Source organism: Clostridium pacaense (genome assembly GCF_020709765.2).
GTDB lineage: Bacteria > Bacillota > Clostridia > Lachnospirales > Lachnospiraceae > Enterocloster > Enterocloster hominis.
Genome location: NZ_JAJFEB020000005.1, coordinates 95831 through 109524 on the forward strand (window position 1 = coordinate 95831; position 13694 = coordinate 109524).

9 protein-coding genes are annotated in these 13694 nt (G+C 53.3%); 4 read left to right on the forward strand and 5 right to left on the reverse strand.

Annotated elements, in window-relative coordinates; translation table 11 throughout:
* Positions 1 to 2: 2 nt before the first annotated feature.
* The 5 genes from LK536_RS40415 to ileS form a co-directional block, all read right to left on the reverse strand.
* Positions 3 to 1043: a threonine aldolase family protein gene (locus LK536_RS40415; RefSeq protein ID WP_227795991.1), complete on the reverse strand. Its 1041-nt coding sequence runs from the start codon at positions 1041 to 1043 to the stop codon at positions 3 to 5.
* A gap of 38 nt (positions 1044 to 1081) precedes the next feature.
* The gene (locus tag LK536_RS40420) at positions 1082 to 1732 is read right to left on the reverse strand and encodes a vitamin B12 dependent-methionine synthase activation domain-containing protein (protein ID WP_227795990.1); all 651 of its coding nucleotides are present in this window, start codon (positions 1730 to 1732) and stop codon (positions 1082 to 1084) included.
* A gap of 9 nt (positions 1733 to 1741) precedes the next feature.
* Positions 1742 to 2620, reverse strand: coding sequence for a methylenetetrahydrofolate reductase [NAD(P)H] (gene metF / locus LK536_RS40425; protein WP_227795989.1), 879 nt, complete (start codon positions 2618 to 2620; stop codon positions 1742 to 1744).
* A gap of 123 nt (positions 2621 to 2743) precedes the next feature.
* Positions 2744 to 5197, reverse strand: a complete 2454-nt coding sequence (locus LK536_RS40430; protein WP_227795988.1) for a glycogen/starch/alpha-glucan phosphorylase — start codon at positions 5195 to 5197, stop codon at positions 2744 to 2746.
* Between the two features lie 62 nt (positions 5198 to 5259).
* On the reverse strand, positions 5260 to 8394 hold the full coding sequence (gene ileS / locus LK536_RS40435; RefSeq protein ID WP_120058055.1) for an isoleucine--tRNA ligase: 3135 nt from the start codon (positions 8392 to 8394) through the stop codon (positions 5260 to 5262).
* Between the two features lie 547 nt (positions 8395 to 8941).
* Between ileS and LK536_RS40440 the strand changes: the two genes are divergently transcribed.
* Genes LK536_RS40440 through LK536_RS40455 form a run of 4 tightly spaced genes read left to right on the forward strand, consistent with a single transcriptional unit; the run spans position 8942 to position 13635 of the window.
* Positions 8942 to 9442 carry a MarR family winged helix-turn-helix transcriptional regulator gene (locus LK536_RS40440; RefSeq protein WP_025486981.1) on the forward strand — a complete coding sequence of 167 codons (501 nt, stop codon included), beginning with the start codon at positions 8942 to 8944 and terminating at the stop codon, positions 9440 to 9442.
* Positions 9439 to 10065 carry a cytidylate kinase-like family protein gene (locus tag LK536_RS40445; protein WP_025486980.1) on the forward strand — a complete coding sequence of 209 codons (627 nt, stop codon included), beginning with the start codon at positions 9439 to 9441 and terminating at the stop codon, positions 10063 to 10065. The genes LK536_RS40440 and LK536_RS40445 overlap by 4 nt, the downstream gene beginning before the upstream one ends.
* A gap of 1 nt (position 10066) precedes the next feature.
* Positions 10067 to 11794 (forward strand): ABC transporter ATP-binding protein, encoded by a 1728-nt coding sequence (locus LK536_RS40450; protein ID WP_227795987.1) that lies wholly within the window; start codon positions 10067 to 10069, stop codon positions 11792 to 11794.
* Positions 11791 to 13635, forward strand: a complete 1845-nt coding sequence (locus LK536_RS40455; protein WP_227795986.1) for an ABC transporter ATP-binding protein — start codon at positions 11791 to 11793, stop codon at positions 13633 to 13635. The genes LK536_RS40450 and LK536_RS40455 overlap by 4 nt, the downstream gene beginning before the upstream one ends.
* Positions 13636 to 13694 lie beyond the last annotated feature (59 nt).

Consider the following 13694-nt stretch of genomic DNA (forward strand, 5'->3'; position numbering starts at 1 on the left):
TGTCAGTCCTCGCAAGCTAATATATCCTGTACCAGGATGTCCACATGCTCCTCACTGGTAATCCAGCTGGTGCAGAGGCGTATGGCCGTGTGGCTGTCATCCACGCGTCCCTGATGGGTGTAGCTGAACCTTCCCTCCCACTGCTTAAGCACCTTGTCCGGCATGATGGGGAATACCTGGTTCGTGGTATTGTATACCAGGAACGGGTATCCCTTATCCGTACAGGCCTTTCTGATCCTGTCCGCCAGACGGTCCGCGTGCCTGCCCAACTCCATGTACAAACCGTCCCTTAGAAGTTCTGAGAACTGGATTCCCAGAAGGCGTCCTTTGGCCAGCATTCCGCCTCTCTGCTTGATATGATAGCGGAAATCTGACTTAAGCTCCTGGTTCAGGATGACCACCGCCTCGCCGAACAGGGCGCCCACCTTGGTGCCTCCGATATAAAACACATCGCAGTTGGCAGCCAGCACCGGAAGGTCCACGTCATTGCCCTCGGCCATAAGGCCGTAGGCCAGGCGCGCCCCGTCCACAAACAGGTACAGCCCGTACTTCCTGCATACACCGTAAAGCGCTTCCAGCTCCGCCCTTGTGTAAATGGTCCCCAGCTCCGTGGGGTTGGATATATACACCATCTTGGGCTGTACCATGTGCTCAAAGCTCTCGTCGTGGATGTGTTCCAGGTAAAGCGTCTCCACCTGGCCGGCGCTTATCTTGCCATCCTCCGACGCAAGGGCCAGGACCTTGTGTCCGGTTGCCTCAATGGAACCTGTCTCATGGACATTAATATGGGCGGACACAGCGCCCACAACGCCCTGATGGGGCCTGAGGGCAGATGCAATCACCGTCATGTTGGCCTGGGTCCCGCCCACCAGGAAGTGCACGTCAGCATCTTCCCGTTTACAGAGTCCCCGGATGATGGAGGCAGCCTCCTCACAATAGTGGTCCTCCCCGTATCCGGGCGTCTGTTCCAGGTTTGTCTCCATCAGTTTCCTGAGGATGCGCTCATGGGCGCCCTCACTGTAATCGCAGTTAAAACGAATCATTTTCTTTCCTCTCCTTTTCCCTTTCATGGTACAGGTCCCTACCGCCTGTACGCGCAGTCCTTCTTCCCACATGCCTCGCAGCCCTTCACATCACAGCGGTACGGCTTCCTGCTGGCGCCTATCACGGCCGTGACGGATTTGGAAGGCATCATGAGAAGGCTGTCCGTAAGCTTGATGCCGATGCGCTTGCCTGCCTCCAGACAGTCTAACAGCCGGCTCTGGCAGTCCAGCGGGAAATCTCCGTAGCCCGGACTGAACCTTGGGCGCAGATACCAGCCGTCCGCCTCGTAATCCTCCTTCAGGCCGGCGCAGACCTGGTCGCAGTATTCCTCTATCATGGCAGTGGCAGCGGCCTGCATGATAACGGCCTTGCTTATCTGGAGACGGTTATACTTCCCAATCAGATGGTCCGCCCCCGTGCCCAGGGTGGCTGCGAATACAAGGATCCTGCCGCAGTCCGCCAGGTTTCTTGCCAGGTTCCTGCTCCTTGTAAGGAAGACCCCGGCATCCACCAGGCCGTCCTGCCCCAGGGCCAGGGGATAATCCCGGCACAGATGCAGGGGCCTGGCTTCCCGGCCAAGTTCCCCGATGCACTGTTCCACCAGGTCCATCACCCGTTCATCCGCTTCATGCCTTCCATATCCCAGATACCGCAGTACTTCCCCCCTGTCAATATCCCGTATCTCCATCCAATCCTCCTATGGCGTGCATGTGTACTCATTTCCAAGTATTTCTGAAAGATTCTCCTTGATTTTCCCGGCCACATCCGGCTTGTTCATGGAATAGATGTGGATTCCGTTGACCCCGTTGGCAATCAGGTCGATGATCTGGTCCGTTGCATAGGCAATACCCGCCTGCTTCATGGCAGCCGGATAATCCCCGAACCGGTCCACGATGGACATGAACCTGGACGGCAGGTACGTGCCGGACATCTGTGTGATACGCTTGATCTGTTTCGCATTGGTAACCGGCATGATCCCGGCAATGACAGGGACCGTGATTCCCTTTTCCCGGATGCGGTACAGATAGCTGTACAGGATGCTGTTATCAAAAAACATCTGGGTGGTCACGAAATCGCAGCCAGCCTCCACCTTCTGTTTCAGATAGTCCATGTCCACCGACTTGTTGGCGGATTCCACATGGCCCTCCGGATAGCAGGCAGCGCCGATGCAGAAATCCCCCGACTGTTTGATTTCCCGGATCAGTTCGGACGCATAGTGGTAAACCTTGGGGGTCTGTCCGTTTTCAGGGATATCCCCCCTGAGGGCCAGTACATTCTCAATCCCATGTGCCTTCAGCTCCTTAAGCACCCCCTGTACCTTCTCCCTGGTGGATGACACACAGGTCAGATGGGCCAGGGGCGTCACGCCGTACTCCTTGATGTCCGAGGCAATGCCCACCGTATAATCGCTGGTGCCCCCGCCTGCGCCGTATGTAACACTCATAAATGCCGGCTTAAGCTTGGCAATCTCTTTTGCCGCCTTCTCCACCGTATTATAGTTATCTTCTGTCTTAGGAGGAAATACCTCAAAAGACAGGGTGGGCTTCCCCTGTGCCAGTATATCCCGAATCTTCATAATCGCTCTGCCTCTCTTTACTCAAAATGCCCCGGCCCCCTTTTCTGATTCAGGATTACCGGAGCATGGATACACAGTGCATGTGCGCTGCTGCATGATACAGCAGCCACGTGCACTTACTATTTACATCTCAACCGTCACTTTTTTCAGGTGCCAGATATCCCTTACATACTCCTCAATGGTCCTGTCGGATGTAAACTTACCGCTGTCAGCCACATTGAGGATGGCTGCCTTGGCCCACCAGTTCTCATCCCTGTATGCCTTATCCACCTTGGCATGGGCCTCTGCATAGGAACGGAAATCCTTCAGGATGAAGTAGGTATCCGCCTTATCGCTGCTCTTGGTATTCAGCAGGGAGTTATAGATATCCCGGAACAGCTCAGGGTTATCCGGCGCATAGTAGCCGTTAATCAGCTGCATCAGCACCCTGCGGATTTCCTGGTCATTGTTAAAGATATCCATTGGATAATATCCGCCGTTATTCTCATAATTAATGACCTCATCCGATGACATGCCGAAGATGAAGGCATATTCGCTGCCCACTTCCTCAACAATCTCCACATTGGCCCCGTCCATGGTGCCCAGTGTCAGGGCGCCGTTAAGCATGAACTTCATGTTGCCCGTGCCCGAAGCCTCCTTGCTGGCCGTGGAAATCTGCTCACTCACATCAGCAGCCGCAAAGATAAGCTCTGCGTTGCTTACCCTGTAATCCTCAATGAATACCACCTTAATCTTGCCTCCGATGGACTTGTCATTGTTGATTACATCCGCCACGGAATTGATTAACTTGATGGTCAGCTTGGCGCGCTTATAACCGGCCGCCGCCTTGGCGCCGAAAATGAATGTCCTGGGCACCATATCCATGTCCGGATTATCCTTTAACTGGTTATACAGATACATCACATGCAGGATGTTCATCAGCTGGCGCTTATATTCGTGAAGCCTCTTTACCTGTACGTCAAAGATGGAACGGGGGTCCACCTCAATCCCGTTGTGCTCCTTGATATATCTGGCCAGTCGGATCTTGTTCTGGTACTTGATGTTCATGAATTCCTGCTGGCACTTTTCATCGTCCGCATAAATCTCCAGCTTCTTGATATGGGGAAGGTTGGTAATCCACTCATCCCCAATCTTGGAGGTCACCCAGTCAGCAAGCAGGGGATTGCCGTGGAGCAGGAACCTTCTCTGGGTAATGCCGTTGGTCTTGTTGTTGAACTTCTCCGGCATCATCTGATAGAAATCCTTTAATTCCTGGTTCTTAAGGATCTCGGTGTGCAGCCTGGCAACGCCGTTGACGGAAAAGCTGGCTGCAATAGCCATATAAGCCATCTTCACCTGTCCGTCGTAGATGATGGACATCTTGCGCAGCTTCTCCTGGTTGCCCGGATACATGGACTGGATCTGGTTCTGGAACCTGCGGTTGATTTCCTCCACGATCTGGTAAATCCTTGGAAGCAGCCGTGAGAACAGCTCTATGGGCCATTTCTCCAGGGCCTCTGACATGATGGTGTGGTTGGTGTACGCACATGTCTTGGTGGTCACCTCCCATGCCTCATCCCAGTTAAGGCCTTCCTCATCCAAAAGGATACGCATCAGCTCAGGGATTGCAACCGTGGGGTGGGTATCGTTCAGCTGGAACGCCACCTTCTCATGGAACCTGCGGATATCGTCATGTTTTTCCTTATACTTTGTGATTGCCCTCTGCACGCTGGCGGAGATGAAGAAATACTGCTGTTTCAGGCGCAGTTCCTTGCCCGCATAGTGGTTGTCGTTGGGATACAGCACTTCCACGATGGTCTTGGCAAGGTTCTCCTGCTCCACTGCCTTCTGGTAATCGCCCCGGTCAAAGGAATCCAGGTTAAATGTATTCACCGGCTCCGCATCCCAGATACGCAGGGTATTCACCACGTTATTGCCGTAACCGATTACCGGCAGGTCGTAGGGCACGGCGCGGACCGTCTGATAGCCGTCCTGCACGAAATGGTTGGCGCCGTTCACATTCTCAATGCGCACATAGCCGCCGAACTTAACTTCCTGCGCATACTCCGGGCGGCGGATTTCAAATGGGTTGCCGTCCTTCAGCCATTCATCCGGCACCTCAATCTGGTAGCCGTTCTCAATCTTCTGTTTGAACATACCGTAGCGGTAGCGGATGCCGCAGCCGTAAGCAGGATATCCCAGCGTCGCAAGGGAATCCAGGAAACACGCGGCCAGACGTCCCAGACCGCCGTTGCCAAGGGCAGCGTCCGGTTCCTGGTCCTCAATCAGGTTTAAATCAAATCCCAGTTCATCCAGCACTTCCTTAATCTCATCATGGGCGCATATGTTGATGATGTTGTTGCCCAGGGCGCGGCCCATCAGGAATTCCATGGACAGGTAGTATACTGTCTTTGTATCTTTCTTTTCATACTCTTTGTGGGTTGCTATCCACTCGTCGATGATAACATCCTTTACCGCATAGGCAACCGCCTGGAATACCTGCTGGGGCGTAGCCTCGTCAATGGTACGGCGGAACATGTTCTTCACGTTGTCTATCACGCTGCGCTTGAATGTGACTTTATCAAATCCTTTATTCATCGGCACAATCCTCCCTATCCTCATATAGGCGGGGTTTTTTAACCCCGCCTCCCATATTAACATTATTTCATGGTCTTTTCAACACCAAGCATGACTTTTTCGCCGTTGATGCCCCACTCCTTGGCATAGCCGCCCATCCTTCCAAGGAAGATGGTATCAGCCATTACCTCGGCCTTAATCTGGTCTGCATTGGCCTTCAGAAGCTCTGCAATCCTGTCATTGTCATCCTGGTAAACAGCGATATGGTCCATGACCTCAAAACCTGCTTCCTTACGCATGGTCTGGATCTTGCTGATGATCTCGCGGACAAAGCCTTCCTCAACCAGCTCCGGTGTCAGGTTGGTATCCAGCACCACGGTCAGGTAGTTGTCCTCTTCCGTCACATATCCGTCCTTCTGTGATACGTCAATCAGAAGGTCGTCCTTTGTCAGCACCACTTCCTGCCCTGCGAAGTCAAAGGTCAGGGCGCCGCTTTCATTCAGCGTATCCATGGCGGCGCTGCCGTCAATATCCGTAAGGGCCTGGCGGATCTGTCCCAGGAGCTTCCCGTACTTGGGTCCCACCGTCTTAAGCTGGGGCTTAAAGGTATAGGAGGTAAATTCCCTCACATCATCGGAGAAGGCCACTTTCTTCACATTCAGCTCATCCTCAATGATCTTCACATAGAACTCGGACAGGGCGTGGTCAGCCTTGATATACATCTGGGCAATGGGCTGGCGGTTCTTGATGTTGGCGGCATTCCTTGCGGCGCGGCCCATGACCACGGCCTTTAAGACCTCATCCATGTCCTGCTCCAGGCTGGTGTCAATCCAGGCTTCCTGCACCTCAGGGAAGTCGCACAGGTGAACGCTTTCAGGCGCATCCGCATCAATCTTCCTGACAATGTTCTGGTAAATCTGCTCTGTCATGAACGGGATCATGGGCGCCGCTGCCTTGGCAACCGTCACAAGGGCGGTATAGAGGGTCATGTAAGCATTAACCTTATCCTGCTCCATGCCCTTGGCCCAGAAACGCTCGCGGCTTCTGCGCACATACCAGTTGCTCATGTCGTCCACAAACTCCTGCAGTGACCTTGCGGCCTCGGGAATCTGGTAATTCATCAGGTTATCATCCACACATTTAACCATGGAGTTCATCTTGGAAAGCAGCCACTTATCCATGACAGGAAGCTTATCGTACTCCAGGGTGTGCTTTGTGGCGTCGAAATTATCAATATTGGCATAGAGTACCCAGAATGCATAGGTATTCCACAGGGTGCCCATGAACTTGCGCTGTCCTTCGGTCACGGCCTTGTCCTGGTATCTCTTGGGAAGCCAGGGCGCGCTGCAGGTATAGAAGAACCAGCGGATGGCATCCGCGCCATGGGCTGCCAGGGTATCAAAGGGATCTACCGCATTGCCCTTGGACTTGCTCATCTTCTGTCCGTTCTCATCCAGTACCAGGCCCATGACAACAACATTTTCATAAGGCGCCTTGTTAAAGAGCAGGGTGGATTCAGCCAGCAGGGAATAGAACCATCCGCGGGTCTGGTCCACTGCCTCGGAGATGAACTGTGCCGGGAACTGTGATTCAAACAGTTCCTTATTCTCAAATGGATAGTGGTGCTGTGCAAATGGCATGGCGCCGGAGTCAAACCAGCAGTCAATGACCTCGGGAACGCGCTTCATAAGCCCGCCGCACTTGGGACACTTGATATTCACATTGTCGATATACGGACGGTGAAGCTCGATATCCTCCGGACAGTTGTCGGACATGCTCTTTAACTCTTCAATGCTTCCGATGGAATGCTGGTGTCCGCACCCGCACTCCCAGATATTAAGAGGCGTTCCCCAATACCGGTTCCTGGAAATGCCCCAGTCCTGGATATTCTCCAGCCAGTCGCCGAAACGGCCCTTGCCGATGGCGTCAGGCACCCAGTTAATGGTATTGTTGTTGCGGATCAGATCCTCCTTCACGGCAGTCATCTTGATGAACCAGGATTCCCTTGCATAGTAAATCAGCGGTGTGCCGCATCTCCAGCAGTGGGGATAGCTGTGTTCAAAAGCAGGGGCTGAGAACAGAAGCCCCCTTGACTTCAGGTCCTTTAACACCAGCGGGTCCGCGTCCTTGACAAAGGTGCCTGCAAATGGTGTCTCGCTTGTCATATCACCCTTTGCGTCCACCAGCTGTACAAAGGGAAGGTCGTATCTGCGTCCCACATTGGCATCGTCCTCACCGAATGCAGGGGCGATGTGTACGATTCCCGTACCGTCCGTCAGTGTTACGTAGGTGTCGCACACCACGTAATATGCTTTCTTGTGCTGCTTCTCAGCAAGGGGCACGGAGCACCCGTACAGAGGCTCGTATTCCTTATATTCCAGGTCCTTGCCCTTGTAACTCTCAAGCACTTCGTAATCCTCGCCCAGCACAGTGGCGGCCAGGGCCTGGGCAATATAATAGGTATAGCCGTCCCCGGTCCTTACCTTCACATAATCCTCCACCGGGTTCACGCAGAGGGCCAGGTTGCTTGGAAGGGTCCAGGGCGTGGTGGTCCATGCCAGGATATAGGCATCCTCGTCCTTTACCTTAAACCGCGCAATGGCGGAACGTTCTTTTACATCCTTGTAACCCTGGGCAACCTCATGGGAGGAAAGGGGGGTCCCGCAACGCGGACAGTAGGGAACCACCTTAAAGCCCTTGTATAAAAGGCCCTTGTCCCAGATCTGCTTCAACGCCCACCACTCAGATTCAATGAAATCATTCTCATAAGTCACATATGGGTCATCCATATCAGCCCAGAAACCGACGGTGTTAGAGAAATCCTCCCACATGCCTTTGTATTTCCAGACGCTTTCCTTACACTCCCTGATGAACGGCTCCAGCCCGTACTGTTCAATCTGGTCCTTGCCGTCCAGTCCCAGTTTCTTCTCCACTTCCAGCTCCACGGGGAGTCCGTGGGTATCCCATCCCGCCTTACGCGGCACCATGTAGCCTTTCATGGCCCGGTATCTCGGGATCATGTCCTTGATGACACGGGTTTCCACGTGGCCGATATGGGGCTTGCCGTTGGCGGTGGGCGGTCCGTCATAGAACACGTAAGGCTTGCAGCCCTCGCGCATCTTGATGCTCTTCTCGAAGATGTGCTCATCTTCCCAGAATTTTTCCACTTCTTTTTCTCTTTCCACAAACTTAAGGTCTGTGGAGACTTTGTCATACATCCTTGGATTCCTCCATTCCTAGTTTTATATACTCTGGTATGTGCTGTGTTATATGGATTCATATAAAAAAGGCTTCCGTCCCGAACAGGACGAAAGCCGTAAATAACTCCTTCGTTTAACCACCTATTACTGCATACCATCATATGAGTCCCTTTAACGCAGGAATTGCGTCCCGGCTTACCATGCGGCGTGTCCATGCATCCCCTGGATGCCTGCGGACCTTGTCCCATCTTCTCAGCCGGACAGCTCCGGAGTGATATTCAGTCCTGCATTACTGGCACCGGGCTTCCACCATCCCCGGCTCTCTGAGGCGTTCCTGCAGACCTACTGTCTCCTTCACAGCTTTTACCATTTAACTTCTTTATTATAATAATGCCTTGGGGAAATGTCAACCTTAACCGCAATTTTAATCACACACAGCCCTTGTCCGGTGTAATTATTCTGTTACAATCCATCATATACTGTTGACAAATACAACTGACGGCGTTAATATTATACACTATAAATATTTAACATTGTTAACTATTTTTCCAAAAGGAGGAAAAACATGTCGGATGAACGGAATGAGAAAATACTTCAGTCAGAGCTGATGCAGATCATGCAAAGGATGAAGAAAATCAGGCTGAATATCTTATCCGAGCAGGTGATTTATTCGGAATATTATGCATTGGAACAGATTGACCGGTATGTGAAGGAACATCCGGGTTCCATCGGCATCTATGTGTCGGAGCTGGCCGAAAGCATGAAGATTGTGCCCTCTTCCGCCTCCCGCCTGCTTAACACCATGGAGGGAAAAGGACTTATAACAAGAAAAGTCGACACCGGAAGCAGGAGGAATATTTTCGTATGCCTGACGCCTGCGGGCAGGGATATCCTGACCAGCACGGCCCGGGATATGGATCTTCTGAAATCACAGATCATACGGAGGATGGGACCGGAGGATATATCCCGGCTCATCGGACTCTGGGGAAAGCTGGCCGATATCATGGAGGACGAGATGCACCAGCTTCTGGAGCGCAGGAAAAAGAGAACGGAGGAACGGCCATGAGACGCAGCTGCATTACCATTGAACGTCAATATGGAAGCGGAGGACGGGAAGTTGGACGGATCCTGTCCCATAAGCTCGGAATCCCTTTTTATGACGGGGAACTGCTGCTTCTGGCAGCGGAGCGGTTCGGGCTGAATCCCGGGGTCCTGAAGGAAAAGGATGAAAAACGCAGCGGAAGCCTGCTCCACGACATTGCCGTGTTTGCGGGCAGCATGCAGGATTACGGGCGGATGTTTGAGCCTTACCAGCAGTTTGAGGCGGTCAGTGAGACCATACGGCGGCTGGCCATGGAAGGTCCCGGGATCTTCATCGGAAGGTGTGCGGACACAGTCCTGAAAAATGTGTGCGGTTCCCTGAACATTTTCATCTATGCGTCCTCCATGGAGGAACGGATACAGCGGATCCATCATACGGACCATGTGCCCTTAAAGAACATCGAAGCCTATATCCGGCGCAAGGACCAGCAGAGAAGGGAATATTATAAGATGTTTGCTGAAAAGGAATGGGGCAGGATGGAAAACCATGACATCTGCCTGAATACCAGTTCCTTCGGATATGAAGGATGTGCCGATATTATAGCTGCCATGGCTGACAGAGCATCCGGCAGCAGGAAGAAGGAATAAGTTGAGTGTACTTTTTCGATATTTCAAACCATATACACTGTACATACTGCTGGCCATCGTGCTCCTCTTTGGCCAGGCATCATGCGACCTGGCGCTGCCGGACCTGATGTCCGATATTGTAAATGACGGCATCACCACGGGCAACACCTCCTATATCGTGGGCACCGGCTTCAAGATGCTGGGAGTCGCCCTGATCAGCGCGTGCTGCACCGTCACGGTGGGTTTCTTAGGAGCCAGGGCAGCTGCAGGCGTCTGCCGCGGACTGCGCCGGGATGTATTCATATCCGTGGAAGGGTTCTCCAATGCGGAGCTGGACCGTTTCTCCACCTCCTCCCTCATTACCAGGACCACCAATGACATCACCCAGATACAGATGCTGATTGTCATGATGATACGCATGGTGTTCTATGCGCCCATCATGGCTGTGGGCGGCATCCTCCACGCCCTGGCCAAGGATAAATCCATGTCGTGGATCATCGCCCTGGCCGTGGTCCTGCTGTTTACCGTGGTGTTCTCCATGTTCAGCCTTGTGATGCCAAAATTCCAGGTGGTACAAAAGCTCATCGACCGCTTAAACCTGGTGGTCCGCGAGAACCTTGAAGGAATGCTGGTGGTCAGGGCCTTTGATACCCAGGAATTTGAGGAAAACAGGTTCGACACGGTAAACCGGGACCTGACCAAGACCAACCTGTTCGTGAACCGGACCATGTCAGGAATGATGCCTGCCATGATGCTCATCATGAACCTCATAACCTTGCTGGTCATATGGGTCGGCTCCAACCAGGTCTCCGGCTTCCAGATGGAGGTGGGCGACATGATGGCCTACATGCAGTACGTGATGCAGATCATCATGGCCTTCCTGATGATGTCCATGATGTTCATCATGATCCCAAGGGCCATTGTATCCATCAACCGTGTGGTGGAGGTCCTTCAGACTAAATCAAGTATTACCGACCCCAGGCATCCATCATGCCCGGATAAGGTCCGCGGCGTGGTGGAATACCGCAATGTGTCCTTCCACTATCCCAGCGGGGACGGGGATGTCCTTTCAGATATCAGCTTCACCGCCCTTCCCGGACAGATAACCGCCTTCATCGGCGCCACGGGCAGCGGCAAGAGCACCCTGGTCAACCTGCTCCCACGTTTCTATGATGTAACCGGGGGCGAAATCCTCATTGACGGTGTCAACATCAAAGACTGGCCCCTTCACAAGCTTCGCCAGAGCCTTGGGTTCGTGCCCCAGAAAGGAATCCTGTTCTCAGGCACCATCCGCTCCAACCTGGCTTACGGCGACCGGACAGCCAGCGGGGAACAGATTGAACGTTCCGCCCGCATCGCCCAGGCCATGGAGTTCATTGAGTCCAAACCAGACCTTTTTGACACCATGATTGCCCAGGGCGGAGGCAATGTGTCCGGCGGTCAGAAGCAGCGGCTGTCCATTGCCAGGGCTTTGGTGAAGGATGCGCCCATCAATATATTTGACGACAGTTTTTCCGCCCTGGATTTTAAGACGGATGCAAAGCTGAGGGCGGCCCTCAGGGAAGAAACCGGTGACACGACCCAGTTCCTGGTGGCACAGCGTATCAGCACCATCATGAACGCGGACCAGATCATCGTACTGGACCACGGGAAGATGGTGGGCAGGGGCACCCACCGCGAGCTTATGGCAGGCTGTAAGGTCTACCGTGAGATTGCACTGTCCCAGCTCAGCGAGGAGGAATTGCAATGACAGAACAAAAACAATCATCCGCTCCCCGGATGGGCGGCGGCCGCGGCATCCGCGCGGCTGGTGAGAAGGCAAAGGATTTCAAGGGCACCATGCTCCATCTCCTACAATACCTGATGGTGTACAAAGCCTCGGTTGCCGTGGTCATCCTGTTTGCCGCATGTTCCTCCGTCTTCTCCATCATAGGACCCAAGGTCCTTGGCAAGGCCACCACCAAGCTGTTTGAAGGCATGATGGCCTGGATGATGGGCACCGGACTTCTCACCGATTTCCGCTACATAAGGAACTGTCTCCTGCTGCTGGTGGTGCTGTACCTGATATCGGCTGTATTTTCCTATCTGCAGAGCTATATCATGTCGGGTGTCAGCATGAAGGTCACTTACCAGTTCCGCAAGGACATATCAATGAAAATGAACCGGCTGCCCTTAAGCTACTACGACACCAGGACCCACGGCGAGGTGCTGTCCCGCATCACCAATGACGTGGATACGGTGAGCCAGACCCTGAACCAGAGCCTTACGCAGATCATCACCTCGGTCGCGACCCTGGTGGGCGTCCTGATCATGATGATATCCATCAGCATCCGGATGACCCTGGTGGCCGTCATGGTACTGCCCCTCTCCATGGGCCTGATCATGGGCGTTGTGAAGAAATCCCAGCGCTATTTCAAGGGCCAGCAGAAAAGCCTTGGAATGCTCAACGGACACATCGAGGAAATATACGGCGGCCATAATGTGGTCCAGGTCTTTAACGGCGAGGCCGAGGCCATTGAAAAATTCACGGAAATCAACGATGAGCTTTACAAATCAGCGTGGAAATCCCAGTTCCTGTCCGGCATGATGATGCCCATCATGTCATTCGTCAGCAACCTGGGCTATGTGTTCGTATGTCTGTTAGGCGGATATCTGACCGTAAAAAAGGTAATTGACATCGGCGATATCCAGGCCTTCATACAATACATGCGCTCCTTTACCCAGCCCATCACCCAGATTGCCAATATCTCCAACACGCTCCAGTCCACGGCGGCTGCGGCGGAGCGTGTGTTTGAATTCCTGGATGAGCAGGAGGAGGTTCCTGAGACTCAGACGCCCATACAGCCGGAACAGGTGCGGGGGGATGTGGAATTTTCCCATGTGCATTTTGGCTACCGTTCCGACAAACTGATCATCCATGACTTTTCCTCGGTCATCCACGCGGGCCAGACCATCGCCATCGTAGGCCCCACCGGCGCGGGCAAGACAACGGTGGTAAAGCTGCTTATGCGGTTCTACGAACTGAACAGCGGCAGCATATTCATCGACGGGCACAACATCCTGGATTTCACCAGGAACGGCCTGCGCTCCGTGTTCGGCATGGTACTCCAGGAAACCTGGCTCTACAGCGCCAGCATCATGGACAATATCCGGTACGGGAATTTTGATAAAACCGATGAGGAAGTCATGGCAGCCGCAAGGACCGCCCACTGTGATGAATTCATCCGGTCCATGCCGGGCGGCTATCATATGATGATTAATGAGGAGGCCAGCAACCTGTCCCAGGGCCAGAAACAGCTTTTAACCATTGCCAGGACCATCCTGGCAGACCCGCGGATCCTTATCCTGGATGAAGCCACCAGCTCCATTGACACCAGGACCGAGGTTCTGATCCAGAATGCCATGAACAACCTGATGCAGAACAGGACCAGCTTTGTCATTGCCCACCGCCTGTCCACTATCCGGGACGCTGATTTGATCCTGGTCATGAAGGACGGCGACATCATCGAACAGGGCAACCACCAGGAACTGCTGGAGAAGAAGGGCTTCTACGCCGACTTATATCAAAGCCAGTTCGCACTGAACACTTAGCGCCATCCCGCACGCCCGATGGCGGAAGGCCTGAGGCTTCATGAAAGAAAATGAAAGGT

Coding starts and splice junctions, on each gene's coding strand:
- LK536_RS40415 (WP_227795991.1), bottom strand. CDS start 1,043: ATGATTCGTTTTAACTGCGATTACAGTGAGGGCGCCCATGAGCGCATC.
- LK536_RS40420 (WP_227795990.1), bottom strand. CDS start 1,732: ATGGAGATACGGGATATTGACAGGGGGGAAGTACTGCGGTATCTGGGA.
- metF (WP_227795989.1), bottom strand. CDS start 2,620: ATGAAGATTCGGGATATACTGGCACAGGGGAAGCCCACCCTGTCTTTT.
- LK536_RS40430 (WP_227795988.1), bottom strand. CDS start 5,197: ATGAATAAAGGATTTGATAAAGTCACATTCAAGCGCAGCGTGATAGAC.
- ileS (WP_120058055.1), bottom strand. CDS start 8,394: ATGTATGACAAAGTCTCCACAGACCTTAAGTTTGTGGAAAGAGAAAAA.
- LK536_RS40440 (WP_025486981.1), top strand. CDS start 8,942: ATGTCGGATGAACGGAATGAGAAAATACTTCAGTCAGAGCTGATGCAG.
- LK536_RS40445 (WP_025486980.1), top strand. CDS start 9,439: ATGAGACGCAGCTGCATTACCATTGAACGTCAATATGGAAGCGGAGGA.
- LK536_RS40455 (WP_227795986.1), top strand. CDS start 11,791: ATGACAGAACAAAAACAATCATCCGCTCCCCGGATGGGCGGCGGCCGC.